This is a genomic window from Arthrobacter nitrophenolicus, from assembly GCF_045833485.1.
GTDB lineage: Bacteria > Actinomycetota > Actinomycetes > Actinomycetales > Micrococcaceae > Arthrobacter > Arthrobacter nitrophenolicus.
This window is the reverse complement of the sequence record NZ_CP174504.1, coordinates 1,393,591-1,419,731: the sequence shown is the minus strand read 5'-3', so window position 1 is coordinate 1,419,731 and position 26,141 is coordinate 1,393,591. Positions and strand designations below refer to the sequence as shown.

At 67.6% G+C, this 26,141-nt stretch carries 25 protein-coding genes, 1 pseudogene and 2 riboswitches; of the genes and pseudogenes, 13 read left to right on the top strand and 13 right to left on the bottom strand.

Features of this window, described 5'->3' with window-relative positions:
- Positions 1 to 2: 2 nt before the first annotated feature.
- Both ACJJV6_RS06705 and ACJJV6_RS06700 read right to left on the bottom strand, forming a co-directional pair.
- Positions 3 to 485 (bottom strand): cation:proton antiporter regulatory subunit, encoded by a 483-nt coding sequence (locus ACJJV6_RS06705; protein ID WP_009358222.1) that lies wholly within the window; start codon positions 483 to 485, stop codon positions 3 to 5.
- Positions 486 to 553: 68 nt separating this feature from the next.
- Positions 554 to 1,957, bottom strand: a complete 1,404-nt coding sequence (locus ACJJV6_RS06700) for an MFS transporter (protein ID WP_009358221.1) — start codon at positions 1,955 to 1,957, stop codon at positions 554 to 556.
- 191 nt (positions 1,958 to 2,148) lie between these two features.
- Here ACJJV6_RS06700 and ACJJV6_RS06695 point away from each other — a divergent pair, with 191 nt between their 5' ends.
- Genes ACJJV6_RS06695 through mnhG form a run of 6 tightly spaced genes read left to right on the top strand, consistent with a single transcriptional unit; the run spans position 2,149 to position 8,664 of the window.
- Complete coding sequence (locus tag ACJJV6_RS06695) at positions 2,149 to 5,163, top strand: Na+/H+ antiporter subunit A (protein WP_407710223.1); 3,015 nt, start codon at positions 2,149 to 2,151, stop codon at positions 5,161 to 5,163.
- On the top strand, positions 5,160 to 5,756 hold the full coding sequence (locus tag ACJJV6_RS06690) for a Na(+)/H(+) antiporter subunit C (protein ID WP_133347535.1): 597 nt from the start codon (positions 5,160 to 5,162) through the stop codon (positions 5,754 to 5,756). The genes ACJJV6_RS06695 and ACJJV6_RS06690 overlap by 4 nt, the downstream gene beginning before the upstream one ends.
- Complete coding sequence (locus ACJJV6_RS06685; protein WP_407710222.1) at positions 5,753 to 7,426, top strand: Na+/H+ antiporter subunit D; 1,674 nt, start codon at positions 5,753 to 5,755, stop codon at positions 7,424 to 7,426. The genes ACJJV6_RS06690 and ACJJV6_RS06685 overlap by 4 nt, the downstream gene beginning before the upstream one ends.
- Positions 7,423 to 7,968: a Na+/H+ antiporter subunit E gene (locus tag ACJJV6_RS06680; RefSeq protein WP_009358218.1), complete on the top strand. Its 546-nt coding sequence runs from the start codon at positions 7,423 to 7,425 to the stop codon at positions 7,966 to 7,968. Before ACJJV6_RS06685 ends, ACJJV6_RS06680 begins: the two co-directional genes overlap by 4 nt.
- Positions 7,965 to 8,243 carry a monovalent cation/H+ antiporter complex subunit F gene (locus ACJJV6_RS06675; RefSeq protein WP_407710221.1) on the top strand — a complete coding sequence of 93 codons (279 nt, stop codon included), beginning with the start codon at positions 7,965 to 7,967 and terminating at the stop codon, positions 8,241 to 8,243. Before ACJJV6_RS06680 ends, ACJJV6_RS06675 begins: the two co-directional genes overlap by 4 nt.
- The gene (mnhG, locus tag ACJJV6_RS06670) at positions 8,233 to 8,664 is read left to right on the top strand and encodes a monovalent cation/H(+) antiporter subunit G (RefSeq protein WP_133347543.1); all 432 of its coding nucleotides are present in this window, start codon (positions 8,233 to 8,235) and stop codon (positions 8,662 to 8,664) included. Before ACJJV6_RS06675 ends, mnhG begins: the two co-directional genes overlap by 11 nt.
- Before the next feature lie 3 nt (positions 8,665 to 8,667).
- On the opposite strand, the gene ACJJV6_RS06665 is transcribed toward mnhG, so the two are convergent.
- From ACJJV6_RS06665 to ACJJV6_RS06635, 7 genes and pseudogenes are all read right to left on the bottom strand, one after another.
- Positions 8,668 to 8,931: a DUF4235 domain-containing protein gene (locus tag ACJJV6_RS06665; RefSeq protein WP_009358215.1), complete on the bottom strand. Its 264-nt coding sequence runs from the start codon at positions 8,929 to 8,931 to the stop codon at positions 8,668 to 8,670.
- 66 nt (positions 8,932 to 8,997) lie between these two features.
- A pseudogene (locus ACJJV6_RS06660) lies at positions 8,998 to 11,184 on the bottom strand (hypothetical protein).
- Between the two features lie 67 nt (positions 11,185 to 11,251).
- Entirely contained in the window at positions 11,252 to 11,464 is a 213-nt protein-coding gene (locus ACJJV6_RS06655; RefSeq protein WP_407710220.1) for a CDGSH iron-sulfur domain-containing protein, read from the bottom strand.
- Positions 11,465 to 11,490: 26 nt separating this feature from the next.
- The gene (locus ACJJV6_RS06650) at positions 11,491 to 12,546 is read right to left on the bottom strand and encodes an iron-containing redox enzyme family protein (RefSeq protein WP_407710219.1); all 1,056 of its coding nucleotides are present in this window, start codon (positions 12,544 to 12,546) and stop codon (positions 11,491 to 11,493) included.
- A 61-nt stretch (positions 12,547 to 12,607) separates the two neighbouring features.
- A complete protein-coding gene (locus ACJJV6_RS06645) occupies positions 12,608 to 13,066 on the bottom strand; it encodes a DUF4383 domain-containing protein (RefSeq protein ID WP_407710218.1) in 459 nt (152 codons plus the stop codon).
- A 111-nt stretch (positions 13,067 to 13,177) separates the two neighbouring features.
- Positions 13,178 to 13,384, bottom strand: coding sequence for a hypothetical protein (locus ACJJV6_RS06640; protein WP_407710217.1), 207 nt, complete (start codon positions 13,382 to 13,384; stop codon positions 13,178 to 13,180).
- A complete protein-coding gene (locus ACJJV6_RS06635) occupies positions 13,381 to 13,932 on the bottom strand; it encodes a heme-degrading domain-containing protein (protein ID WP_407710216.1) in 552 nt (183 codons plus the stop codon). The genes ACJJV6_RS06640 and ACJJV6_RS06635 overlap by 4 nt, the downstream gene beginning before the upstream one ends.
- Before the next feature lie 80 nt (positions 13,933 to 14,012).
- Positions 14,013 to 14,149: riboswitch (TPP riboswitch) on the top strand.
- Positions 14,150 to 14,207: 58 nt separating this feature from the next.
- On the opposite strand from ACJJV6_RS06635, the gene ACJJV6_RS06630 reads away from it, so the two are divergent.
- The 3 genes from ACJJV6_RS06630 to ACJJV6_RS06620 are packed head-to-tail and all read left to right on the top strand — an operon-like array spanning position 14,208 to position 17,216.
- Positions 14,208 to 14,831, top strand: a complete 624-nt coding sequence (locus ACJJV6_RS06630) for an ECF transporter S component (RefSeq protein WP_009358208.1) — start codon at positions 14,208 to 14,210, stop codon at positions 14,829 to 14,831.
- Complete coding sequence (locus ACJJV6_RS06625) at positions 14,831 to 16,384, top strand: ABC transporter ATP-binding protein (RefSeq protein ID WP_407710215.1); 1,554 nt, start codon at positions 14,831 to 14,833, stop codon at positions 16,382 to 16,384. The genes ACJJV6_RS06630 and ACJJV6_RS06625 overlap by 1 nt, the downstream gene beginning before the upstream one ends.
- Positions 16,385 to 16,415: 31 nt before the next feature.
- Entirely contained in the window at positions 16,416 to 17,216 is an 801-nt protein-coding gene (locus tag ACJJV6_RS06620) for an energy-coupling factor transporter transmembrane component T family protein (protein WP_407710214.1), read from the top strand.
- On the opposite strand, the gene ACJJV6_RS06615 is transcribed toward ACJJV6_RS06620, so the two are convergent.
- Positions 17,213 to 18,046 carry a hypothetical protein gene (locus tag ACJJV6_RS06615; protein ID WP_009357407.1) on the bottom strand — a complete coding sequence of 278 codons (834 nt, stop codon included), beginning with the start codon at positions 18,044 to 18,046 and terminating at the stop codon, positions 17,213 to 17,215. The genes ACJJV6_RS06620 and ACJJV6_RS06615 overlap by 4 nt on opposite strands.
- A gap of 200 nt (positions 18,047 to 18,246) precedes the next feature.
- Here ACJJV6_RS06615 and ACJJV6_RS06610 point away from each other — a divergent pair, with 200 nt between their 5' ends.
- From ACJJV6_RS06610 to ACJJV6_RS06600, 3 genes are all read left to right on the top strand, one after another.
- The gene (locus tag ACJJV6_RS06610; RefSeq protein WP_009357406.1) at positions 18,247 to 19,770 is read left to right on the top strand and encodes a UDP-N-acetylglucosamine 1-carboxyvinyltransferase; all 1,524 of its coding nucleotides are present in this window, start codon (positions 18,247 to 18,249) and stop codon (positions 19,768 to 19,770) included.
- Positions 19,771 to 19,837: 67 nt separating this feature from the next.
- The gene (locus ACJJV6_RS06605) at positions 19,838 to 21,067 is read left to right on the top strand and encodes a glutamate--cysteine ligase (RefSeq protein ID WP_009357405.1); all 1,230 of its coding nucleotides are present in this window, start codon (positions 19,838 to 19,840) and stop codon (positions 21,065 to 21,067) included.
- Positions 21,068 to 21,116: 49 nt separating this feature from the next.
- A complete protein-coding gene (locus ACJJV6_RS06600; RefSeq protein ID WP_354175756.1) occupies positions 21,117 to 21,440 on the top strand; it encodes a DUF1905 domain-containing protein in 324 nt (107 codons plus the stop codon).
- Here the strand turns inward: ACJJV6_RS06600 and ACJJV6_RS06595 are convergent.
- Genes ACJJV6_RS06595 through ACJJV6_RS06585 form a run of 3 tightly spaced genes read right to left on the bottom strand, consistent with a single transcriptional unit; the run spans position 21,437 to position 23,325 of the window.
- Positions 21,437 to 22,645 carry an O-succinylhomoserine sulfhydrylase gene (locus tag ACJJV6_RS06595; RefSeq protein WP_354175754.1) on the bottom strand — a complete coding sequence of 403 codons (1,209 nt, stop codon included), beginning with the start codon at positions 22,643 to 22,645 and terminating at the stop codon, positions 21,437 to 21,439. The two genes, ACJJV6_RS06600 and ACJJV6_RS06595, sit on opposite strands and share 4 nt — an antisense overlap.
- Positions 22,646 to 23,056: a rhodanese-like domain-containing protein gene (locus ACJJV6_RS06590; protein WP_009357404.1), complete on the bottom strand. Its 411-nt coding sequence runs from the start codon at positions 23,054 to 23,056 to the stop codon at positions 22,646 to 22,648.
- On the bottom strand, positions 23,053 to 23,325 hold the full coding sequence (locus tag ACJJV6_RS06585) for a DUF1737 domain-containing protein (RefSeq protein ID WP_009357403.1): 273 nt from the start codon (positions 23,323 to 23,325) through the stop codon (positions 23,053 to 23,055). Before ACJJV6_RS06585 ends, ACJJV6_RS06590 begins: the two co-directional genes overlap by 4 nt.
- Positions 23,326 to 23,338: 13 nt before the next feature.
- A riboswitch (SAM riboswitch) is annotated at positions 23,339 to 23,453 on the bottom strand.
- Between the two features lie 238 nt (positions 23,454 to 23,691).
- Between ACJJV6_RS06585 and opgC the strand changes: the two genes are divergently transcribed.
- Positions 23,692 to 26,139 carry an OpgC domain-containing protein gene (gene opgC / locus ACJJV6_RS06580; RefSeq protein WP_009357402.1) on the top strand — a complete coding sequence of 816 codons (2,448 nt, stop codon included), beginning with the start codon at positions 23,692 to 23,694 and terminating at the stop codon, positions 26,137 to 26,139.
- The last annotated feature ends 2 nt before the right edge of the window (positions 26,140 to 26,141 follow it).

The following is a 26,141-nucleotide window of genomic DNA, read 5'->3' as shown; positions in this document are numbered from 1 at the left end:
ACTCAGCCGTGGCGCAGGATATCGGCTGCCGCGTCGAGACCTTCCTGCGTTCCGACTGCCACCAGCAGGTCCCCGGTGTGGAGGACGGCGTCGGGGCCCGGCGAGGGGAGCACCTCACCTTCACGCATGATGGCCACGATGGACACGCCGCACCGGGTGCGGATGCATGCCTTACCCATGGGCTGGTTCTGGAACGGGGAGTCGGGAGCGATCGAGAACTGCCGGGTGACAATTCCGGGGTAGTCCTTGTGCTCTTCGGTCAGCTTCATGGCCAGGTGCTGCCCGCCCAGGAGGTTGCCCAGGGTGGCTGCTTCGTCGCTGGTCAGCGGAATGGACGCCTGGCAGGTATCGGGATCATCCCAGGTGGAGATGATGAGTTCCGTCTGACCCTCGCGCAGCTCCACCACGCCGATTCGGCGGCCGGAGGCTGTCATGAAATCCTTCCGCAGGCCAAGGCCCGGAAGGTTGGTCTCATCCACGTTCATGCTTCAAGCCTAGTCTTCCGGGGGCGCCCGTGGGGTGCGGTCAGTGAGCCCGGAAGTCCTGCCCGGATTCAGGCCGCCGGAACAACCGCAATAGGCGCCTCGTCCGGCGCTTTCACCGGGAGCAGGACCAGCAGGCCGGCCAGGAGGACCACCATGATGCCCAGGATCCCCCAGCGCTGGGCCTCGCCGGCAGGAACCAGCGGCGTGGCAACGGCAATGCAGAGGGTGAACAAGGCTGGAGCAAGGAAGCTGACGGCACGGCCGGTGGTGGCATACAGGCCGAAAAGTTCACCCGACTCGCCGTGTGGTGCCAGCCGCGCCAGGTACGCGCGCGACGAGGACTGGGCGGGACCCACGAACAGGCAGAGGAAAAGGCCGAACACCCAGAACGTGGTGCTGCCTGCCCAGGCCATGCCAAAGAAGACGTACTCGCCGTTGCCAAGGACCAGGATCACGGTGCCCGCGGCCAGCAGGCCGAGCAGGGAACCGATGATGACGGCCTTCGGTCCCACCCGGTCATCCAGGAATCCGCCGATCACGGCCCCCACCGCCGCCACCACATTCCCGAAAATGGCGAAGAAGATGACCTGGGAGAGCTCGAAGCCGAAGGTTCCGGCCGCGATGATCCCGCCAAACGTGAAGACCGCGGCAAGCCCGTCACGGAATACGGCGCTTGCCAGCAGGAAGTAGATGGTGTGCGGGCTGGTGGCATAGATCGCCTTGATCCGCCGCACCAGCAGACCGTAGCTGGCCAGGAAGCCCAGTTGCCTGCCCTTGCCTGTGCGGGGCAGTTCGGGGACGGCGAACAGCACGGGCAGGGCGAATACGAAGAACCACAAGGCGGAGAAAACGGCCACCAGGCGAATGTTCAGGCTGTCCTCCGTGGACGCGCCGAACCACTCGAAACTGGGCTGGACGAACAACTGCAGGACGGCCAGCAGGGCCACGATTCCGCCCAGGTATCCCGCACCCCAGCCAAAACCGCTGACCCTGCCGATGTTCCGGGGCGTGGATATCTGGGCGAGCATGGCGTTGTAGTTGACGCCGGCGAACTCGAAGAAGATGTTTCCCAGCGCGATCAGGGACACGCCCAGGAGCAGGAATTCGGGCCGCGGAAACACGAAGAAGCACAAGGCGGTCAGGACGGCGACGGCCGCGGTGTTCACACCCAACCAGAGCTTCCGCCGGCCGCCCGCATCGGAACGCTGCCCGGTCACGGGGGCCAGCAGGGCGATGGCCAAGCCCGCCACGGTAAGGGCAGCGCCGAGCACGGCGGACGCCTGATCTTCCCCGCCAAAGGCGCTGGAGGTCAGGTAGACGGTGAAGACGAAGGTTGTCATCACGGCGTTGAAGGCCGCGGAGCCCCAGTCCCAGGAAGCCCAGGCCAGGATTCTGCCCTTATTGGAGGCGTGCTGGCCTGATTCAAGGTCCGAGGCCGGCTGCATGGCCCCCGGAGCGCTGGCGCTGTTCATACGATGCATCGTATCCGCCGAGGGCGAACACGGCGCGGACCCTGCCCCGGAATGCCGGGGGAGGCGGCGGTCATGTTACCCGATGCGGGGCGGAGGCAAAAGAGACTTGATAAACTGCCTGTTCCCGAACCTTACTTTTTGCCGCCTGCTTTACTTTTGACAATCGAATCCCTGACGTTGCGGAGAATCCAGTGGTAACAGTCCTTGCCGTGCACTTTTCGGTGGCTGTCCTGGCGCCGCTTCTCTTCCGGGCCTGGGGCCGCAATGCGTTCTACGCCCTGGCTGTTGTCCCTGCAGGTTCCTTCGCCTGGCTCCTTTTCCAGCACGCACCCGTCTACTCGGCAGCCGGTGCTGTGGCCGAGGTCTTTCCGTGGATTCCCGGCCTGCACCTCGAATTCGCCTTCCGCCTGGATGCGCTGGCCTGGGTGATGTCGCTGCTGGTGCTGGGCGTCGGTTCCCTGGTGCTGGCCTACTGCGGGCGGTACTTCAAGCGGAAGGACCAGGACCTCGGAGCATTCGGAGCCCAGCTCCTGGCCTTCGCCGGCGCCATGTTCGGCCTGGTGGTGGCGGATGACCTGCTGCTGCTTTTCATCTTCTGGGAACTCACCACCATCCTGTCCTACCTCCTGATCGGGTTCGCCCGGACCAGGCTGGCAGCGCGCCGGTCTGCCCTGCAGGCCCTGATGGTCACCACGGCAGGCGGCCTGGCCATGCTGGTGGGCCTGATCATGCTGGGGCATGCCGCCGGAACGTACCGCATCTCCGCGATCCTCGGCCAGGCTCCCGCCCTGGCGGGCGGAGCGTCCGGCCCCATGGTGAGCGCCGCCGTCGTGCTTGTCCTCGTCGGTGCCATCACCAAGTCGGCGCTGGTTCCCTTCCACTTCTGGCTCCCCGGAGCCATGGCAGCCCCCACTCCCGTCAGCGCGTACCTGCACGCCGCGGCCATGGTGAAAGCCGGCATCTACCTGGTGGCGCGGCTCGCGCCGGGCTTCTCCGAAACGGCCTACTGGCAGCCGGTGGTGCTGGGGCTGGGCCTGGCCACCATGCTGGTGGGCGGCTACCGCGCGCTCCGCCAGACAGACATCAAGCTCATCCTCGCGTACGGGACCGTCAGCCAGCTGGGCTTCCTCACTATGGTGGTGGGGCTGGGCACGCCCGATGCCGCCCTGGCCGGACTGGCGATGCTGCTGGCCCACGGCCTGTTCAAAGCCACCCTCTTCCTGGTGGTGGGCATCATCGACCACCAGTCCGGCACCCGTGACGTCGGAAAGCTTTCCGGCGTCTTCCGGTCCTCCCGCGCCCTGGGCATCGTGGCGGGCGTCGGTGCCGCGTCCATGGCGGGCGTCCCGCTGCTGGCCGGGTTCGTGGCGAAGGAATCGGTGCTGGAGGCCTTCGTGCACCACGCCGAAGACCCTGCCGCCGGGCCGTGGGGAGCGGTGGTCCTTGGCGGAATCGTGCTGGGATCCATCCTCACGTTCGCCTACAGCGCGCGCTTCATGTGGGGGGCGTTCGCCACCAAGCCGGGCGTGGAGCCCACCCCGTTCAAGGCAATCCGGCCGTCCTTCCTGGCCGCCCCCGCCATCCTGAGCCTCCTCACCGTCGTGTACGGGCTCTGGCCGGTCCCCGTCGACGCCTGGCTCCAGCCCTACGCTGCACTGTTCGCATCCACGGCGCCCGACGCCGGCACCCCGGCTGAGCAGGCAGGGCACCTGGCGCTGTGGCACGGCTTCACCCCCGCGCTGGGCCTGACAGCGCTGACCTTCGCGCTGGGCCTGGCAATGTACTTCGGCCGGAATGCCGTCGTGCGGCTGCAGTCCAAGGTGCCGGCGTGGGTGGACGCCGACCGCGCCTACCAGCTGACCATCGGCGCCCTGGACGACATTGCCGTCTGGGTTACCGGCCGCACCCAGCGCGGTTCGCTCTACTACTACCTGGCCGTCATCCTCAGCGTGGCGTTCGTGCTGCCCCTGGCCGCCATCCTCGCCGCCCGCAAACCGCTTCCCGAGGGCCTCTACCTGGTGGATCCCGGCTCGCCGCTCCAGCTCGTGGTGGGAGCCGGCATCGTGATCGGCGCCCTGGCCGCGGTCAAGGCGAACAAGCGCTTCCTGGCAGTCCTGATGGTGTCCGTCACCGGTTACGGCATTGCCCTGATGTTCGCCCTGCAGGGCGCCCCGGACCTGGCCCTTACCCAGATGCTGGTGGAGACCATCATCCTGGTGGCCTTCGTGCTGGCCATGCGCAGCCTGCCGGCCGAACTCCGTGACCGCACCGGCGGAAAGTACCGGGTGGTCCGCGTCCTGATCGGCCTGGGATTCGGTACCACCATGGTGTTCGCCGCGATCTTCGCCATGGGAGCGCGCATCGCCACTCCCGTCTCGCTGGAGTTCCCGCAACTGGCCTATGAAGGCGGCGGCGGGCTGAACATCGTGAACGTGACGCTCGTGGACATCCGGGCGTGGGACACCTTCGGGGAGATCACCGTCCTGGCGCTCGCCGCCACTGGTGTGGCAAGCCTGATCTTCGTCCGCGGCCGGGGCGACCGGATCCTGATGTCCGCGTCGGTGGCCGAGGGATCCGTGGGGCGCCACCATGGCGTCGATCCCGGGAGCCGGGACGGCGCGGCCCTGGCCATCAGCAGGAAATTCGCTTCCGCCACCCGGGACGCCTGGCTGGTGGCCGGGCGGACCCTCGCGCCGGAGCGCCGGTCCATCATCTTCGAGGTGGTCACCCGCCTGGTCTTCCACTCCCTGGTGATCTTCTCGCTGTACCTGCTGCTGGCAGGCCACAACCTTCCCGGCGGCGGATTCGCGGGCGGCCTGACGGCCGGACTTGCCCTCACCATCCGCTACCTCGCCGGCGGGCGGTTTGAACTGCGGGAGGCGACCCCCGTCAGCGCCGGGGCACTGCTGGGCATCGGGCTGGCCATCGCCGCGGCCTCGGGCGTGGTCCCGCTCCTGCTGGGCGGCCAGGTGTTCCAGACCGCCATCATCCAGTTCTGGCTGCCCGTCTTCGGCGACATCAAGTTCGTCACCTCCACCATCTTCGATATCGGTGTCTACATCGTGGTGGTGGGGCTGGTGCTCGACGTCCTGCGCAGCCTCGGCGCCGAAATCGACGAGCACTTCGAGGAACGCGCAGCTGCTCCCGCCGAGGACCAGGAGCCGGACGGCATTCCGGCGGAAACCACGGCGAAGGGCAAAGCATGAGCGTCAACCTGACCCTGCTGATCATCATGGGTGCCCTGTACGCCTGCGGGATCTACCTCATCCTCGAACGCAGCCTCACCCGGGTACTGCTGGGGCTGATGCTGCTCGCCAATGCCACCAACCTGCTGATCCTCGCCACCGGCGGATACGCCGGACTGGCTCCGCTGTACTCCAAGGACATCGCGGCCGAGGACTACAACGACCCCCTGCCGCAGGCGCTGATCCTGACCTCCATCGTGATCTCCTTCGCGGTCACAGCCTTTATGCTCGGCATCATCTACCGGACCTGGGTGCTTGCCCGGCGCGATGAGATCCAGGATGACGTGGAAGACCTTCGCGTCGCCGAGACCCCCAGCTTCGATGCCGAGGACGACGCCGAAATCCCGGCGGAGACCTCCGAGTTTCCCCTCACCATGCTGGGCGGTGACGGCCGGGACATCTCCGACCACCGCCCGTCCGGTGACGGCGGGCGTGCCGCCGGCACGGCCACCCTCGTGGCCGGCGGCCGCGAAATGCCGGCCGAGGACGCCGCCGCCGAAGAAAAACCCGGCTCCCGGAACGTGGAGCCCGGCCCGGAAGAAGGCGGAAAGTGAACATCGCAAGCTTTGCCCCGCTCGCCGTCGTACTTCCCATCCTGGGCGCTGCCCTGACCTTCATGCTGATCCGGCATTCCCGGGCGCAGCAGGCCGTCAGCATCGGTTTGCTGTCCCTGACCCTGCTGCTCGAATGCCTCCTGCTGGCCCACGTGTGGGAGGGCGGCACCGTGGCGGTGACCATCGGAGGCTGGCTGCCGCCGTGGGGCATCGTGATGGTGGTAGACCAGTTCTCCTCGCTGATGCTGGTGGTCTCGTCCGCGGTGAGCCTGGCCGTGCTGGTGTACGCCACCGGCCAGGGCATGGCCGACGGCGACCACGACGCGCCTGTCTCGATCTTCCACCCCACCTACCTGATCCTGGTGGCAGGGGTGTCCAACGCCTTCCTCTCCGGGGACCTCTTCAACCTGTACGTCGGCTTCGAGATCCTGCTGACCGCAAGCTACGTGCTGATGACCCTCGGCGGGACGGGCCCCCGGATCCGCGCAGGCGTCACCTACGTGGTGGTGTCTGTGGTGTCCTCGGTGCTGTTCCTGATCTCCATTGCCATGGTGTACGGGGCCACCGGAACCGTGACCATGGCGGACCTTGCGCTCAAGCTGGGGGAACTGGACCAGGGCACCAGGACCCTCCTGCACGTGATGCTGCTGGTGGCGTTCGGCATCAAGGCGGCCGTTTTCCCGCTGTCCTTCTGGCTGCCCGACTCCTACCCCACGGCCCCGGCCCCCGTCACCGCGGTGTTCGCCGGCCTGCTGACCAAAGTGGGCGTCTACGCCATGGTCCGCACGGAAACCCTGCTGTTCCCCGGGGACTCGCTGAACACGCCCCTGATGGTGGCGGCGCTGCTGACGATGGTGGTGGGAATCCTGGGTGCCCTGGCGCAGAGCGACATCAAGCGTCTCCTCTCCTTCACCCTGGTCAGCCACATCGGCTACATGGTGTTCGGGCTGGCCATGTCCTCGGTGGCGGGACTGGGCGCGGCGGTCTTCTACGTTGCCCACCACATCACCATCCAGACCAGCCTGTTCCTGGTCACCGGGCTGATCGAACGCCGCGGCGGAAGCTCCTCCGTGGACCGCCTGGGCGGGCTGGCCAAGCTCTCGCCGCTCCTGGCGCTGCTGTTCTTCATCCCCGGCATGAACCTTGCCGGCATCCCGCCGTTCTCCGGGTTCCTGGGCAAGGTGGGACTAATGCAGGCCGGCATCGAACTGGGAACGCCCCTTGCCTACGCACTGGTGATCGGCGGCGTCCTCACCAGCCTGCTGACGCTGCTGGCAGTGGCCAGGGTCTGGAACCGCGCGTTCTGGCGCCGGCCCTCCGACGCCGAGCACCCGGACCCGGTGCTGCTGGCAGGGCCGGACGAGGACGCACAGGCGGACGGGCAGGTCCAGGGGGAAGGGCGCCAGGATGGCGGTGCCCGCCGGACCGGCATGCTGCTGACCTCCCGCACCAGCGCCACCCGCTCCGCAACGCTGCTGCCGCGGACCATGGTGGGCTCCACGCTGGGCCTGGTGGCGCTGGGCGTGTCCCTTACCGTCTTCGCCGGGCCGCTCTTCGGACTGTCCGACCGGGCGGCTGAAGACATGCTGGACCGGACGCCGTACATTCAGGCCGTCATGGGCGGGGACACCGTGGTGCCACCCGTCCGGACCGCGGGAGGAGGTCAATGAGCCGCCGCCGCATTTCACTGCGCCAGGAACTGCCGCTCCTGGTGTGGCTGGTGATCGTGTGGGGTGCTCTCTGGCAGGACTTCAGCCCCGGCAACCTGCTGTTCGGCGCGCTGCTGGCAGTCGCCGTCGCCCGGCTCTTCTACCTTCCGCCGGTGGAGCTCAGCGGCCGCTTCAACATCCTCTACGCCATCCCGTTCGCCCTGGCGTTCCTGGCGAAGGTGGTTGTTGCCAGCGCCCAGGTCCTGCACCTCGCTATCACCAGGGGACCCAAGGTGACCAACGCCGTCGTCGCGGTTACCCTGCGGAGCCACCAGGACCTGATGGTCACCGCCACCGGGCACGTCATATCCCTGATTCCCGGTTCCCTGGTGGTGGAAGTGGACCGGTCAACGTCCACCCTCTACCTGCACGCCATCAACATCAGCACCCCGGAGGACGTGGAAAACCTGCGCAACGAAGTGAGGTCCATCGAGGCCGGACTGATCCGGATCATGGGCACGCGCGAAGAACTGGAAGCAGTCCGGATGGAGGCAGCCGCATGATGCAGGCCGTCCTGGCCGTCACGGCCGTCATCTTCTCCCTGGCCGCCGCCGGGGCCATCATCCGCATAGCGCGCGGGCCCTCGCTGCTGGACCGCGTCCTGGCCTCCGATGTGCTGCTTGCCATCCTGGGCGGGGCGCTGTGCGTGGACATGGCGGTGAACCGGCACCTTAACAACCTGATGCTGGTGGTGGCCATCTCCGTCATCGGCTTCATCGGATCGGTGACGGTGGCCCGGTTCGTGGCCGACCGGAGGGAGCAGCCCAGTGAGCCCTGATACCTGGACCTTCGACCTGGCAAGCGCGGACGGCTGGATCAACCTGGTGTCCGCCGTGTTCATGGTGGTGGGCGCGGTGATGTCCCTCGGCGCGGCCATTGGCCTGCTGCGCTTCCCGGACCTGCTGAGCCGCATGCACGCCGCCACCAAACCGCAGGTTCTGGGCCTGTTCCTGCTGCTGGCGTCCATCGGGCTGCAAATGCGGACCTGGTGGGTGTGGCCGGTGCTGCTGGTGGCCTGGATCTTCCAGCTCCTCACGGTTCCCGTCTCGGCGCACATGGTGGGCCGGGCAGGCTACCGGACCAAGCACCTGCACCGCGAGCTGCTCACCTCGGACGAGCTGGAGGCAGTGGTGCAAAAAGCCGCCGCCAAGGCCGCCCGCGAGGACGGCTCCGGCGACGGCCCTGAACGCCAGCCTTAGAGGCTAGACGACGTCCTGGCTCTTCGCGAACCGGGTGATGGCACGCTGGGTCCCGCGGTTGGTCAGCACCTGGATCACGGCACTCACCGACGCGGACACGAGCGCGAACGTGAGGGCGGTGCGGAGCGTGGTGGGGACATCCTCCTTGTCGCCCTTGGGCGGCTTCCGGCCCGTGGTCTTTTCCCAGATCACGTCCACTGCCTTGGTTCCGGCGAATCCGGCCAGCAGGCTGATGCCCGTGCCCAGCAGCTTGATGAAGAAGTTCATTCCGTGCCTCCTAGCGTCGTGAAATCAGGACTTCCCCTAGCCTAACGTCAGGGTGGCCGCCCCACGTCAGGGCGCCCTCACCAGGCCTTCCCAGTTCACGGTCCAGTGCGGCGGAAAACCGGGCGCATCCCGGTCCGGGCCGCCGTCCCAGCCGGCAGCCATCAGGGCAACGGCCGCCAGCAGCCCGCCGTTGCCCGGCAGGTACAGCGGCAGTGATTCCGTCTGCCGGTTGTGGCCGTTGGGCAGCACCAGGTTCTTCGCTGCGTCCAGCAGGAGCGCGTCGACGGCGGTTTCCGGGTCTTCGAGCCTGGCGGCGGTCATGGCCATCACCGGATAGTCCCAGCCCCAGGTGCTGTCCCAGTCCCAGTCGGCCAGGACGCTGGCCAGGGTTGCGCGCATGATGGCGGGATCGATGAGGTCCGTCCGCGGCAGCACCCCCAGCGCGTAGAGCATGGAGGGATGGTCCGTGCGGATGGTTGTACGGCTCCACACCGATGGCCGCGTATACCCCGTCCACCACCGTGGGGCGCACCATCCCGTCCGCCACCTCCGCCCACTTCTTCCGGGGCGGCAGCCCCAGCCGCTCCCGCCAGGTGTTGGCCACCCGCAGGGCCCACTGCCAGTAGGCGAGCTCGAAGGTGGGGTTGCTTGCGGTGGTCCTGGTGGATTCGTAGCTCTCCTGGGCGGGCACCAAGGGCGGGCCCAGCTCATAACCGCGGGCGGTCGGGTGCGCGAAGCCGGCCATGAACTCGGCGCTTACACAATCTCCGCGAACTCCTCCAGCAGGTCCCGCGATGGCTCCGCCCGGTACGCCAGTTCCGCGAGGTGGATGGGGTGCGGCTGCTGCCAGATGAGGAACGTGCCGATGGGGCTGGGGCTCTCGCGCCCGTCCGGGCCCACCTGCTTGGGCCAGCGGACGCCGTCGAACCCCTGGGCCTTCGCTGTCTGCCGGGCGGGCTCCAGGATGGAGGCGTACCAGCGCAGCGCGGGCAGCAGGAGTTCGGTCCGGTCCCAGGCCGCGAAGTGGGCTGCATGCCACCAGTGCATCTCCAGGTGGAATCGTCCGCGCCAGGAATTGCAGACCAGTCCTGTTTCCTGGGGCGGCAATGAGCCGGAGCAGTTGATGGCGGTGAGGTACTGGGAAAGGACCGCCCGGCGTTCGATCTCCGCCGCGCGTGGATCGTCCGGTGCGGAAAGTTCGACGGCGGCGCCGGACTTCCAGAATTCCGGCCACGCCGTGCGGGAGGCCCGGATGACGGCGGTGCCGGCCCCGGACTTCTGCGGTGCGCCATCCCCGCCGCCGGTGTTTCCGGTACGCCTGGCGCTTCCGATGCCCCCGGTGCCGCGGGGCTGGCAGTCACCCGTACCGGTGCTGGTGAAGTGGACACTGAAATCCAGGACCTGCTGTCCGGCCGCAGCCCGGACCAGGACGGTGTGCGGGCCGGTCTGCTCCAGCTCCATGCCGCTGCCCATGACCTGCACCCGGTAGGCCGACCCGTCCAGGTCCCGGGTGATGACCCAGTTCCGCCCGCCGCCGGCAGCCTGCCGCTCCGCCAGCGTGGTGGTGTGGGCGTCGGGGCGGGACCAGTCGGCAGCGTTGTGCCAGGCACCGGAGCCGTACGGGAAGGCCAGTGAGACGGCCAGGCCGTGCTGCAGGGCGGCAGATTCGATCTTGAAGCCGAGTTCGTCCCTGCCGGGGTGGCAGGCGGTGCACACTGTCACCGGATGCCCCTGCAGCCTGAAATTGCTGGTGGCCGTGCCGGTCCAGAGGTCAAGGACCTGGCTGGTGTTGGAGATGTCGTCCGCTGCCAGCTCCGGGTTTCCGCGCGCCGGCAGGACGAAGCCGATCCGCCCCAGGTCCAGCCGGTGCGGGTTGGCCCGCAGCCAGGCCTCGCTGTCCGACGCACCGGTGTCCCGCCCGTCCACGATGCCGCCCACCATGTCCACGTACGGCACCGGGCCCCGGGGCGAATCGTAAAGGACGGTGGATCCGGCCAGCGTGTAGTCCTGCCCGGGCGGAATGGAATGCCAGCCCCACTGCGACTGGGTACCGAGCAGGGTGCCTGGCGGAAGCCCGTCCCGTGCGGCCACCGGGTACCGGGCGGGCAGGGACTGCAGGCCTGTCAGGTCCATGGTGAAGCAGAATTCCCCGTTGCCTACGGAAATGGGGCTGCGGGGATCAATGGTGCGCTGCTCCACGTTGTGGCGGCGCACCAGGGTTTCGCGGTCGATGACTGCCTGTTGGCTGTGCAAGTGCGCACGCTCCTCGGATCAGAAAACGCTTTCCGAGAATCCATCCTTGTGCGCTGCCCCGTGGGTGTCAACCACGTGGGTCCGTCCGGAACTTGATCATTTTGTGGGTGCCGTCGCAGTAAGGCTTGATCGCTGAAGCCCCGCACCGGCACAGGGCCACCGTCTTCCGTTCGCGGGGGACCGGCTCTCCTGAGGGCGTGACGATCTCGAAGTCCCCCCGCACGATGAGTGGCCCGTCCGGGCACACCACGATGGAACTCTCGGGCTGGTCCTGGTCCATGGCGGCTCCTCCGCCTGCAGGGGCGGTCATGCTGCCACGGGCATTGCCGCCCTGAGCGAGGAGCGGCCGTTTTCCCAGGACTCAAGAAGGTGGGCGGAAAGCCTGATGTCAATGGCCATGACCGCCGTTGCCCCGAACAGGACGTCATCCAGCAGTTCCGGCTCGGCTTCCACCAGCCCGCCGGCAAGGTCGCGGCCCGCGATCTGCTCGTGGACCGCATCGGCTTCCACATGTTCGTCGAAGTAGTGGGTGACGCCGGCATCGAAGCCGTGGCGGCGGAAGCCGTTGCCGTAGAACCGGTTGGGCTGCGAAGACGTCATCTCATAAATGGCCAGGTGCCCGATGATGGCGCCGCGGAGGCGCCGGTTCAGCCCGCACAGGGACATCAGGTTGACGGCCGCCAGGGAAACCGCCGGAACGGTATCGACGTACGCGCCGTAGGAGTCATCCATCCCCAGCCCCCGCATGGTCCGGGCGAACAGGGCGCTGTGCATCCGGTCCGGACGTCCGCCGCCGTACTCGTCCGCCTGGATTTCCACCAGCGCCGCCTTGGCCCGGCCGCTGAGGCGGGGGATCGCCCACGTGTGCGGATCCGCCTCCTTCAGCTGGTACACGGACTTATGGATCAGGAACTCCTTGAGCTGGTCAAGGCTGGCCTTCCTGGCCACATAGCGGGAGACGCTGGGGCCGGTGTCCCTGCCGGCAAGGCCGAACAGCACATCTGCCACTGCGTCGCTGGTGAGGTCGGCGGCAGCCGGAAGGTCCAGCTCTCCGGCGGCGTCGCCGGCTGCCGCGCGAAGGGCCGCCTCAAACGGCTTTTCCAGGGCCTGACGGACCTGGATCAGCCCGGCATCCCATTCCCACTCGTCCGTGACGCCGTCGAGGCCGGAGTAGTGCAGTTCGTACAGGCAGAAGAGGGCCAGCTGGGCATCGTCGTCGCCGATGATGTCCGCAGTTTCCGCCAGCCGGTTCAAGGTGAGCTCCCGCAGCCCGGCCAGGGCTTCGGCCGGGCCCGCCGGCGCACCCGCCAGGACGTCGAGCAGCATGCCGCTGATGGGGCCTCGGGGTTCCGGGATTCGCATGGGATGCTCCTTGGTTTCGGGTTGTGGCGGTGCCGTCTGCGCTGGCGGCAGGTGGGTCAGGTCAGGATTTCCGGCTGCCCGCCGGGGTGGTCCGTGGCGAGAGGAGGACGGCAATGACGATCATGGCCAGCCCCAGAATGAGGTGGAGCCAGTTGTCCGCATAGTTTTCGGGGATGAAGTTGGCGGGGGTCTCGTCCCCGATGAGCAGGCCGTACAGCCACAGGACCAGGTAGATGACGCCGCCGTACGTGAGGAAGTTCCGGGCCTGCCGGTGGGTGCGTGCCATGAACAGTCCGGCGGCGCCGAACAGGAGGTGGACAAGGTTGTGGAGGACGGACACCTGGAATATGCCCAGCAGCAGGGCCCCCGAGCCGGGTCCGGCGAAGCCAAGGGAGCCATAGTTGCTGGTAATGCCCGGAACGAACCCAAGGGTGCCGGCGAACAGGAAGACGCCGGCAACGCCCAGCGCGGACCACTGCAGTGCGGTCCGGACGCCGGGTGGACGGGTGCTGACTGCCATGTCCTGGACTCCTCGTACGCGGTGGAAACAACATAGTAAGCATGATTACTAATAAAAGCTAAGCAAGCTTGGTTTCCGCGCCCGGAGCTAAGGCCGGTCAGGATGTTCCCGTCAGGCCGGTCCGGTCCAGGTGTAGGGGTTCGGGTGGTGCCCGCCGCTGCGGGCCTGGTCGTACCCCTGCTGCCATGCCTTGCCGACGGCGGACACCAGCTCGGCCAGCAGGGGATAGTAGGGATGGTCCGGGCCGATAAAGATCATCTCGTCCTCCGCCCTGTCCACCGCCGCCCGGACGGGGTTGTCAGCGGGATTGCCGGTCATGGTGCCCCGTCAGCCCCGGCGGACCGCAACACCTCACGCATGGCCTCCACCACCAGGTCATGGTCCTGCACCTGCGGCAGTCCGGATACGGTGACGGTGGCAACTGCCCCCACCCCCGTTACGTAAACGGGGATAGAGCCGCCGTGGGCCGCATAGCGGCTCTGGTCGAACCAGCCTTCGTCCTCGATCCGGCCTCCGCGCAGGCGCCCGCGAAGCCCTACCAGCAGGGAGGGCACCTCGTACCGCGCAGCGGTCCGTTGCTTCGCCCGGATCCAGTGCTCGTTGTCCGGCGTGGCGCCCGGCAGTGCCACATGGAACAGCACCTGTTCACCCTTGGTGATGTCGATCGCGATGGGCAGGCTGCGCTCCTTGCCCAGCTCCACCAGGAGGAGGCCAAGGTTGAGCGCGTCATCCATCGAGAAGCCCGGGAACTGGAGTTCGTGGATTTCACCCTCGATGCGGCCGATGAGGGCCTGCAGGGATCCCTCCGGCTGGGCGTCCTCGGAGTCCGGGTCGAACTCGGTCACATGCGGCTCATTGGCGGTCATGGCCCACAATCTACCCCTGTCCAGGTGTAAACTGGACCACGCCCAACAGGGCAATCCAACGCATCATCCAAGCAAGCAACACATAACGACAGGGGAGCGCCGCCGTCGGACCTGGCAAGGCCGGGAACCGCAGGTGGGCGCTGAGAGTGCGGACAGCCGCAGACCCTCGAACCTGATCCGGTTAGTACCGGCGCAAGGGAGTCGAGTTCTCGAAGTCCGGCAGCGGCGAAGTGCCGACTGCCGTGCTTTCCCCTCCTGTTTCCCAGGAGGATTCCATGAGCACTGCAGCAATCAAGAAGACCACCAGCAAGTCCTGGCGCGTCGTGGACATCGTGGTGGCGGCCCTGATCGCCATCGCCGGCGGCGTCATCTTCTGGGCCTGGTCCCAGGGCGCGGCCGCGGTGTCCGGCCCCATGAACGCCGTCTACCCGCCCCTGACCGGCCTGATCGCCGGCGGCTGGATGATCCCGGCCGTGCTGGGCATGCTGATCATCCGCAAGCCCGGCGCAGCCCTGTTCTGCGAGACGGTCGCAGCCACCGGTGAGCTCCTTATGGGCTCGCAGTACGGCGCGTCCGTGCTGTTCTCCGGCTTCGTCCAGGGCCTTGGCGCCGAAATCATCTTCGCGATCTTTGTCTACAAGAAGTTCAACCTGCCGGTGGCGCTGCTGGCAGGTGCTGCCGCAGGCCTGTTCTGCGGCCTGAACGACTCCTTCGCCCCGTGGGGATGGAACATCGCGTACGCCGGCGGCGACAAGCTGGCCTACATCATCTTTACCGCCATCTCCGGCGCGATCATCGCCGGTGCCCTGTCCTGGATCGCCACCCGCGGCCTGGCCAGGACCGGCGTCCTGAGCTCCTTCGCTTCCCGCAAGGCGGCAACGGAGCCCGTCTTCTCCTGATGCAGGCACCCAACCACCACGGCGCGGCCGGGGCGGTGCGGCCGGCCGCAGTCACGGCGCGTGGCTGGGGCTGGCGGCACGCCGGGCGCGCCAAGCCCGCCGTCCACGCCCTTGACCTGGACATTCTGCCGGGGGAGCGCGTCCTGCTGCTCGGACCCTCGGGCGCAGGCAAGTCCACGCTCCTGCATGCCCTCGCGGGGGTCCTGGGCGACGTGAACGACGACGGCGAGGCCGGCGATTCCGACGAGTCCGGTTCGCTCCTGGTCGACGGCGGGTCCCCCCGCGGCCAGCGCGGCCGTGCCGGCCTGATGCAGCAGGACCCCGAAACCCAGGTGGTCCTCTCCAGGGTCGGGGACGACGTCGCCTTCGGCGCCGAGAACCTCGCCGTGCCCCGCGACGCCATCTGGACTCGCGTGCACGAGGCGCTTGCCGACGTCGGGCTGTCCCACCTGCCGCTGGACCATCCGACGTCGGCGCTGTCCGGCGGGCAGAAACAGCGGCTTGCGCTGGCAGGCATCCTGGCGATGCGGCCCGGGCTGATCCTGCTGGACGAACCCACGGCCAACCTTGACCCGGCAGGTGTGCTGGAGGTCCGGGACGCCGTGGCACGCTGCCTGGACAAAACCGGGGCCACGCTGGTGGTGGTGGAGCACCGGGTGTCGGTATGGAAGGACCTGGTGGACCGGATCGTAGTCCTGCGGCCGGGCTCTGCCGCCGACCCCGCTGTCCTCCTCGACGGTCCGCCGGACCGGGTCCTGGACGAGGCCCGCACCATGCTGGCGGCCGCCGGCGTATGGGTGCCCGGCTACGTTCCGGCCACCCGTCCCCGCGCGGGCGACGCCCGGCCGGGCGCCGGAGACCTGCTGCTGGCAGCGGAAAAAACGGCTGTGTCCCGGGAACGCCCGCGCCGCAGCGGGTTCCGGAAAATCCCGCCGGTTCCGGTGCAGGAAGACATCACCGCGCAGGTGCGGGCCGGGCAGGCGCTTGCCATCACCGGGCCCAACGGCGCCGGAAAGTCCACCTTTGCCCTGACCCTCGCGGGCCTGCTGGAGCCGGTCACGGGCAAAATCTCCGCAACAACAAACCTCAGCCGGGACGCCGGAATCGACCCCTTCCGCTGGAAGGCCGAGCAGCTGATCGAGCGGATCGGTACGGTGTTCCAGGAACCGGAGCACCAGTTCGTCACCGGCAGGGTGCGCGATGAACTGCTGTTTGGCCCGCGCCACCTGGGACATGGCGAGGACCGCGTTGACGAGCTGCTGGAACGGCTGAGGCTCACGCCGCTGGTGGACGCCAATCCCTACACCCTTTCCGGCGGGGAAAAGCGGCGGCTCTCGGTGGCCACCGTCCTGGCGGCCAGCCCGCAGGTCCTGGTCCTGGACGAGCCCACGTTCGGCCAGGACGCCAACACCTGGGCCGAACTGGCGTCCTTCCTCTCGGAGCTCCTGGACTCCGGAACGGCCGTGGTATCAGTGACCCACGATGCCGAGTTCACCGCCGCCCTGGGCGGAACCGAACTGAAGCTGGCGGCGGCGGAGAAGGTGGCCCTGTGAGAAAAGGTGGCGCTGTGAGAAAGGCTGACCTGTGAGGCAGGAACTGCACCTGCGCGGCAACAACGCCCTGCTGACCCGCGCCAACCCGCTCAGCAAGCTGGCCGCCGTCATCCTGATCACTGTGGTCCTGGCACTCTCCATCGACTGGGTGTCCGCCACGGTGGCGCTGGCCTTCGAAGTCCTGCTGTTCCCGCTTGCAGGGCTCACGCCCACGCTGCTCTGGCAGCGCGGCTGGCCGCTGATCCTTGCCGCCGCCGTGGGCGGCTGGAGCACCTCTATCCTGGCGCCGGACAGCGGACGGACGCTGATCGACGTCGGCATCTGGACCATGAGCGAAGGGTCCCTGGAGACGGGACTCGGGTTCATGCTCCGCGGCCTGGCCATCGCGCTGCCGGCGGTGCTGCTGATGAGCTGCACCGATCCGACGGACCTGGCAGACGCGCTGGCCCAGAAGGCGCGCCTGCCGCACCGGTTCGTGCTCGGCACGCTGGCCGCCATGCGCCTGGTGGGCATGCTGGCTGAGGAGTGGCAGACCATTGGCATGGCGCGGCGCGCACGGGGCGTGGGGTCACGGGGCAGCGTCCTGCAACGGGTGAAAGCCACGCTGGGGCAAAGCTTCGGCCTCCTGGTGCAGGCCATCCGGCGGGCGTCGAGGCTGGCAGTCACCATGGAGGCGCGCGGATTCGGCGGCGGGACCCGCACCTGGGCCCGCGCCTCAACGTACAGCGTGCTGGATGCGTGGGTGCTGGCGGGCGGGCTGCTCATGGCAGGACTCGCCGTGGTGGCCGCCGTGTCTGCCGGCACCTGGAACATGGTGTGGCTGGGAGGCTAGGGTTCCTGGGTGCACGAGTGGTTGTAGTCGAAGCCCCGCGCCACGAACTGGGTGAGGACCACCTTGCCGCCGCCCGTTAGCGGTTCCTTGAGGCATGCCCCGGCGGCCCGGTACGCGTTGCGGGCGCCAGCCAGCCAGCTCGGCAACGGGTACAGGTTACTGGTGCTGCTGACGCTGCCCACGATCCGGCCCCACTGCAGGGACGTGGAGTAGATGCCTACTCCCTTGACATTGATGCTGTGGAAGAAGTCCGTCATGCCCTCCAGGACCGCGCGGTTGGCGTCCTTGTCGCCGGACCAGCTGTTTTCGGTCTCCACATCCAGCCACCACACATAGTCGGCGGGGTTGCTGATGCCGCGGATGTAGGCGTCGTCGTAGGCCTTGGCCCAGCCGTACATGTAGGCGCAGGCCTTGCCGTAGTTGCCCTCCCTGCAGGGGCCGTAGGGGTTGTGGACCTGCCGGCCGATGGGGTATTCGTCGCTGTCCGGCCACCAGGACCCGGAGCTGCCCGGGTTCGCGGTATTGACGTACAGCGACACAGCCGGCTGGCCGGGCAAACCGGGGGAGGAGGCTGCCCACTCAAGCTGTTCCGCCAGGCAGGGGTTGGTGTTGTTCGCGAGGCCGTTGTTGACGCCGACGATGCCGAACGCCTGCCCCTTCGGCAGCTCCCTGTCGCATTGCGGCCAGGACACATCATTGCCGAGCAGCGCCTGGCCGCCCTCGCCCGGCGAGGGCGCCGCAGAAACAGGACCCGCTACAGCCAGCAGCACGGCTGCCGCCAGCAGCCAGGCAAGCCTGAGCGGGAACGGACGGGCATGGGGCCGGAACATTGCGCCTTTCGTTATTGCCAGAGAAGGAATGTTCCCTCCAAGTCTCCCGCCGTGGCGGCGGCGGAACAAGCATCGGATGCTCAAGAATGAAGGCTGATCCATCAAGATCTCTATCGCATATATCGGGTACTAAAGCGCTTGTGAGGGCCGTTACGTGCCTGTAATGAGGGGGAATAACTCATTTATGATATATTTTTGCCATGACGCAGGAAACCGCTGAGCACGTTGCCGCCATGCTGAGGGACGCCCGGAATGAGAAGGGCTGGACCCAGGGCCAGTTGGCCGCCGAACTGGGAACCAGCCAGAGCGCGGTGGCCCGGATGGAGCAGGGAAAGCAAAACCTGAGCCTGAAAATGATCCAGCGCCTGGAAAGCATCTTCGACCGGAGCATCGTCAACGTTGGCAAGCCGCAGATGACGCACCTGCGCGTGGAGGGCGGACGGACCCTGTCCGGCGCCGTCGACGTGAACAGCAGCAAGAACGCCGGCGTCGCCCTGCTCTGTGCCAGCCTGATCAACCGCGGCACTACCGTGCTCCGCCGCCTGGCCAGGATTGAGGAAGTCAACCGGATCGTTGAGGTCCTGACCAGCATTGGCGTGGAGTGCACCTGGCTGAATGACACTGACCTGAGGCTCCGCCGGCCGGCCGTCCTGGACCTTGACGCGATGGATGTGGATGCCGCCCGCCGCACCCGCAGCGTGATCATGCTGCTGGGACCGTTGCTGGACGAGACGGAGGAGTACCGGCTTCCCTATGCCGGAGGGTGCGATCTGGGCACCCGCACTGTTGAGCCGCACATGCAGGCCCTGCGCCAGTTCGGTCTTTCGGTGGAGGCCACGGCGGGCTTCTACACCATCCAGGCACCGCCGGCTGACACGCAGGACCGTTCCTTCGTCCTCACCGAGCGCGGCGATACCGTCACCGAAAATGCCATCATGGCCGCCGCCCACCGTGAGGGCACCACTGTCATCCGCAATGCCAGCCCCAACTACATGGTCCAGGACCTTTGCTTCTACCTGCAGATGCTGGGTGTGGTTATCGACGGCGTGGGTACCACCACCCTCAGCATTACGGGCCGGCCAGTCATCAACGCGGACATTGAGTACTACCCGTCGGAGGACCCGATTGAGGCCATGAGCCTCATCACCGCCGGGATCGTCACAAATTCCGAGGTCACGGTCCGCCGCGTGCCCATCGAGTTCATGGAGATCGAGCTCGCCACCCTTGGCCAGATGGGGCAGCAGCTGGAAATTTCCGGCGAGTACATGGCGCGCAACGGCCGCACCCGCCTGGTGGATGTCACCACCAAGCCGTCGGAGCTGCGTGCACCCGAGGACAAAATCCACCCCATGCCGTTCCCCGGCCTCAACATCGACAACCTGCCGTTCTTCGCCGTCATAGCAGCCAACGCCTCGGGCCAGACCATGATCCACGACTGGGTCTACGAAAACCGTGCCATCTACCTGACCGAACTGAACCGGCTGGGTGCCCAGGTGCAGCTGCTGGATCCGCACCGCATCTACGTCAACGGCCCCACCAAGTGGCGCGCCGCGGAAGTGGGCTGCCCGCCCGCGCTGCGGCCGGCGGCGTGCCTGCTGCTGGCCATGCTGGCGGCCCGCGGGGTGTCCGAACTGCGGAACATCTACGTTATCGAGCGCGGGTACGAGGACCTGGCGGAGAGGCTGAATACCATCGGCGCCAAGGTGGAGTACTTCCAGGACTGAGCATTAACGCTTCGTCATGAACGGCGGGGCCCCTCCAAATACGATCCCATTGCCGCAGAATGTCACTATGCGTACATTCGGCGTGGAGGAAGAGCTCCTGATTGTTGATCCGGAGACCGGGGAGCCGCTGGCGCTGGCTGACGCCCTGCTGTCCGGCCGCCGGGTGGCTGCCGACGATTCCGCCCAGGATCCGCGCCTGCTCGAGACCGAGGACAAGACGGTTTACGACGACGACGAGATGGGCCTGAGTGCCGAGCTGAAGCTTGAGCAGATTGAGACCCAGACCCGGCCCTGCCTGGAGTACGGCAGCCTGCTGGAGCAGATCAGGGCCGGAAGGATGCTCGCGGACGAGGCCGCGAAGAAACACAACGCCCGCGTTGCCGCGCTTGCCACGTCGCCGCTGGGCCTGAACAGCCACACCACTCCTGATCCGCGCTACGCCAGGATGCTGGAACGCTTCGGGCTGACCGCCCAGGAGCAGCTGACCTGCGGCTTCCACGTCCACACCTTCGTGGAGTCACCCGACGAAGGCGTGGCGGTCCTGGACCGCATCCGCGACAAACTCGCCGTGCTCACGGCGCTGAGCGCCAACTCGCCGTTCTGGAACGGGCTGGAGACAGGTTTTGAAAGCTACCGGACCCAGGCCTGGAACCGCTGGCCAACCGCGGGGCCGGCCGGCATCTACGGCACCTACCCCGCCTACCGCCGGCTGGTCACGAGGCTGCTGGACACGGGCGTGATGCTGGACGAAGGGATGATCTATTTTGATGCCCGGCTGTCCCGCAACCATCCCACCGTGGAGGTGCGGGTTGCGGACGTCTGCCTGCGCGCCGACGACGCCGCCCTCCTTGCCGTCCTGGTCCGTGCCCTCGTGGAGACCGCCGGCCGGGAGTGGCGCGAAGGCGTCGACCCTGCACCGGTTCCGACCGCGCTGCTGAGGATGGCGTCCTGGCAGGCGAGCAGTGGAGGGCTCGGCGGGGAACTGCTGGACTTCGGAAGCTTCCGGCCCGCGCCCGCGCCTGACGTGGCGCGCGCCCTGGTGGACTACCTCGCGCCGGTGCTCGAGGAGCAGGGTGAGCTCGACCTGGCGCGGCAGGGCGTAGAGGCGATCATCGCGCGCGGCACAGGGGCAGCGGAACAACGCCGGGTCCATGACCAGGAGCTGGCGGGACCGCCGCCTGAGGACATGGGGTTCGGTGCCGTAGTGAGGCACGCCGTGAACGTCACCATGCGCGGCAACCTTGACCTCTCCGAAGTCGATGCCGTTCCCGACCTGCTGCGGGTGCGGCAGGCCTAGCCGGACGGCAGCCGTGGCGTTAGGGAAGGCCACGTGCCATACTCGGCGCGTGGCGCCGTCGTACTCTTTCCATGCCGAGCTTTGGCTCTATCCCGGCGAAGCGGGATGGCACTTCCTCACGCTGCCGCCGGACGTGGCGGACGACATTGCGGAGCAAAGCGAAGCCGGGAACAAGGCCTTCGGCTCGGTCAAGGTCGCGGTGGAGATCGGCGGCCACCGCTGGGAGACGTCCATCTTCCCGGACAACAAGATGGGCTCATACCTGCTGCCCGTCAAGAAGGCTGTCCGGGACAAAGCGCGGATCAGGGCGGGCGACGCCGTGGACGTCCGGCTGGAGCTCCAGCCGGACGATGTACCGCGGGATAAAAGCTAGATCTGCTTCAGGGCCTGTTCGAGGTCGCGGATCAGGTCGTCGGCATCCTCGAGCCCGACGGACAGGCGCACCACGCCGTCGCTGAGCCCGATGGCAGCCCGCCCCTCCGGCCCCATCGCGCGGTGCGTGGTGGTGGCCGGGTGCGTGATCAGGGACTTCGAGTCGCCCAGGTTGTTGGAGATGTCGATGATCCGCAGCCCGTCCAGCAGCGCGAAGGCGGCTTCCTTGCCCGAGCGGCCGCCGGAGGGGGCAAGTTCCAGGGTGAGCACCGTGCCGCCGGCACGCATCTGCTTCGCTGCGAGGTCGTACTGCGGGTGGGACTTCAGCAGCGGGTACTTCACCCAGCTCACGGCAGGCTGCTGCTCCAGCCATTCAGCGAGCCGGAGGGCGGTGGCGGAAGAGTGGTTGACACGCAGCGCCATGGTCTCCAGGCCCTTGGTCAGCACCCACGCGTTGAACGGCGACAGCGACGGGCCGGTGTGGCGCATCAGCTGCTTGACCGGGCCCTCGATGTACTCCTTGGTGCCCAGGATGGCACCGCCCATCACCCGGCCCTGGCCGTCGATGTGCTTGGTGCCCGAGTAGACAATGACGTCCGCGCCCAGCTGGCCGCAGCGCTGGAGCAGGGGAGTGGCAAAGACGTTGTCGACGACGACGGTGGCCCCGGCGGCGTGCGCGAGTTCGCTGACCGCGGCGATGTCCACGATCTCCTGCATCGGGTTGGACGGGGACTCGAAGAAGACGGCGGTGGTGGGCTGGGACAGGGCGGCGCGCCACTGCTCCAGGTCCGGGCCGTCCACGAACACCGTCTCCACGCCCCACCGCGGCAGGATCTCATTCAGGATGACGAAGCAGGAACCGAAGAGCGAACGGGCGGCCACCACGCGGTCCCCGGCAGCCAGCAGGGCGCCCAGGGCGGTGAAGACGGCGGACATGCCGGACGCAGTGGCGAAGCATGCCTCCGTGCCCTCGAGCAGCCGGAGCCGCTCCTGGAAGGTTGCCACGGAGGGGTTGCCGTACCGGGAGTAGACGAAGCGCTCGTCCTCGCCGGTGAAGGCGCGTTCCGCAGCGGCGGCGGATTCGTACACGAAGCCCGAGTTCAGGAAGACCGCTTCGGAGGTTTCCTGGAAGTTGGTGCGATCCAGCCCGCCGCGGACGGCCTGGGTGTCGGGGTTCCAGCCGGCGGCGTCGTTATTGAAGGTCACTTAGTTCTTTCCGAGGTTGGTCGGCAGGCCGCGGTTCTTCCAGCCATTGACGGTCCGTTCGCCGTAGCGGTCCGGATCGCCTTCGAAGCCCTCCAGGACGTTGTAGGAGGTGAAACCGGCCTGCGTCGCGGCGATGGCGGCGGAGATGGAACGCTGGCCGGAGCGGCAGATGAACACCAATTCGGTACTGGAGTCTTCCGGCGCCTGCTGGCTCAGGTCCTTGAGGAAATCCGGGTTGGGAATGCCGCCGGGGAAGGTCCACTGGATGAACAGCGGATCGTTGTCCGTGGCCTTGGTGTCCGGGATGCCGATGTGGGCCCATTCGCCTTCGGTGCGCACGTCCACCAGGATGGCACCCTGCTCAAGCTTGGCCCAGGCTTCCTCCGGCGTCAGGTCTCCTGCGTAGCTCATGCGTGGCCCTCGCCGTCGAACTCGAGGTCCTCGTTGGCTGCTTCCAGGTCGTCAACAGCGGTGGCGACGGCGGCGTCCGCCGAGGCGATGGCGGCGGGCAGGACGACGGCCTGGGCCACGATGACGCTGGTGCCGTTGAAGGCTGCCGCCGGGCTTCCGTGCAGGACGTAGCCTTCGGCGAGCGCGGTGGAGATCCGCTCACAGAATTCACGGTTGTCCGGGCCGCTGATGAGGCGGTAGGACAGCTTTTCTTCGGGGGCGTCGGACACGACGGATCTCCTTCTCTCACGCTTGCAGCTCGAATCGGTCGATATGCCGAGTATTCACCTGAGGCACCCCGCCGCGGAAGGAGGGTTGCCGACCGGCCAGTCAGGGCTTGGCGCCGGTACTCATTACTCCCCAAAAACGTAACATCTGGCACCGGCGGCCGCATCGCCGTTGTCGTCATGTTGCGTAACTGAAGCGGAAACGCTGCCGGGGATGCGGTCGCGGTGCCCTTCCCGGGGGACGGCCGACGGCGGCATTACAGCAGGTGGGAGGGCTTTTTCTATCCCATCGCGGGAGGGGCGGCCCGATACAGTTCTTAGGGGGCAGCGCCCCGCCGTCGAAGATCAGCACTGGGGGTCCCTTTGAACATGCGAACAGCCGCGCCCTGCCGCCTCCGCCTGGCCTGGGCGTTCCTTGCCGCACTTGTTGTTGCATGTGTGGCAGCGGTCCTGTCGGCGGGGCCGGCCCGGGCGGCCGAACCCGCCCCGGATGCAGGGGAGCCGATGCTCGGCGTCGTCCTGGAATGGGGCGAGGACACTGCCGCGGGGTTTGCCGAGCGGCTGGGAGCGTCGCCGGCTGTCTTTGGACACGACATCGCCTTTCCGTACCGGTCCTCCGAGCAGAACGACATCAAGGGCTTCCTTGAACAGTCATCGCTTCAGGGGTCCCACGCCATGCTCACGGTCAAGCCCACCGTGCCGCTGGACCAGATCGACGCCGCGGCTGCCGGATCATTCGCTCGGGAAATCCGCCGGTTGACCGCACAGTTCCAGGGCCAGGTGCTGGTGCGGTTTGCCCCGGACATGAACGCCGGCTGGGTGGAGTGGGGCCAGCAGCCGGCCGCGTACCGGGAGGCGTTCCGGACAGTGTCCGCGGCGTTCAAGGATTCCGGCGACGGCCGGACAGTCATGGTCTGGGAGCCGTTCCTGGGCAAGGATTACCCCTTTGACCGGAACCGGAACGCCCCGGCTCCCGGCAGCGACGGGTTCGAACTGCTGGATACAAACGGCGACGGCGCCTGGGACGGGTCCGACAGCGCCTACGAACCGTACTATCCCGGTGATGACGCCGTGGACTGGGTTGGCCTGACGGCCTTCCACGACGACACTGCCGGCGGCGCGGCCGTCAATACCCTTCCGCGCGCCGGCGAGCTGGCGGAGATGCTGACGGCTTCAGGAGGCGAGAACTTCTACGCCACCTATGCCCAAGGGCGGAACAAACCGTTCCTGCTGCAGACCGCCGCTTTCTACAGCCCGGCCTCCGGCGGCGCATCCGAAGCTGAGATCAAGACCGGCTGGTGGGACCAGGTGGTAGGCACAGCCACCTCGGCGGAGTTTGGCAGGACGGCCGCGGTGGTCTGGGACGAGCGCACCAGCACCAGGGACACCGGCGTGGCCAGCATCGACTGGCTGCTGACCGGCAGCCCGGAGGTTGCCCGGGCGGCGCTGGAACGGCTGGAGGCCTCGCCCCTGGTGACCGGTCCCGTCACGGAAGTGTCCGCCGGCGGCAGCGGTTATGTCCGGGCCAACACGCTGGCCGGGCCTGCAGCCTGGACCGTGGGGGCCGCGCTCGTCATCCTCCTTGTGGCTCTGTGGCAGATTCCGCGCCGCGTCAACGCCGCAACGGCCTGGAGCTATACGGACCCGTCCGGCAGGGATTCCCGCGTGGACCTGCTGCGCGGACTGGCCATTGTGTTCGTGGTGGTCAACCATCTGGGCATGACGTCCCTGTTCCAGCTGCTCACCCAGGAGGCGGTGGGCTTCGTTTCGGGTGCCGAGCTGTTTGTCCTCTTCTCCGGCCTGGTGGTGGGCATGGTGTACGGGCCACGGGTGAAGGACGATTTTGGAACGGTCGTGGACCTGACGTCACGGCGCGCCGGCAAGCTCTACCTGACGGCGCTGATCGTCCTGGTGGGTGTCTTCCTGGCTTCCCTGCTGCCGGTGTTCCGTACCGACGCGCTCACCACCTTCGTGGACCAAGGGACCGGCGGGGCAGGGCACGACGGCGCCGGACGCACCTACGACCTCTATGCAGGAATGGAGTCGCTCTTCCAGTTCCCGGTGCCGCCCCAGGTGCTTCCCGCCATCCTGCTGCTGCAGTTCGGCCCGTGGCAGTTCAATGTGATGGGGTTGTACGTGGTGCTGCTGCTGGCCAGCCCCTTCATTCTTGCTGCCCTCAACCGGGGCAAGGCCGTGTGGGTGCTGGCCGGCACCCTGGCGGTCTACGCCGTCGGCGCCACTACGCGCTTCCGGCTCCTGCCGTCGCAGTTCGAGGACTCGTTCCCGCTGCTCGTGTGGCAGGTATTGTTCGTGCTCGGCCTGGTTGCCGGATTCCACCGGCGCAGCATCGTCGCCTGGCTCTCGGCGCGGACCTGGGTGGTGGCCGCCTGCACGGCGCTCGCTTTCCTGTTGGCCTTCCTGTCCTGGGGAAATCCCTACCTGGCCAACGGCTTCGACGTCCGGCTGGCGCTCGTCGCGGACACCGTGTACCGGACGGTCTACGACGCGCTCTTTGCGAGGACGTACCTGGCGCCCGGCCGGCTGCTCAACGTCCTGGTCCTGGTGGTCGCGGCCTATGCCTTCCTCACCGCGTACTGGAAGCCCGTGCAGCGGGCCCTGGGCTGGTTCCTGATTCCGCTGGGCCGCGCCACGCTCTACGTGTTCATCATGCACGTGGTGCTGATTGCCGTGGTGGCGAACATCCCGGCCCTGCAGCAGGAGAACGTCCTGCTGAACACGGCAGCCTATGCGGCGGTGCTGGGGCTGCTGTGGGTCATGGTCCGGACGAAGTTCCTCTTCCGGATCATTCCCACCTAGGA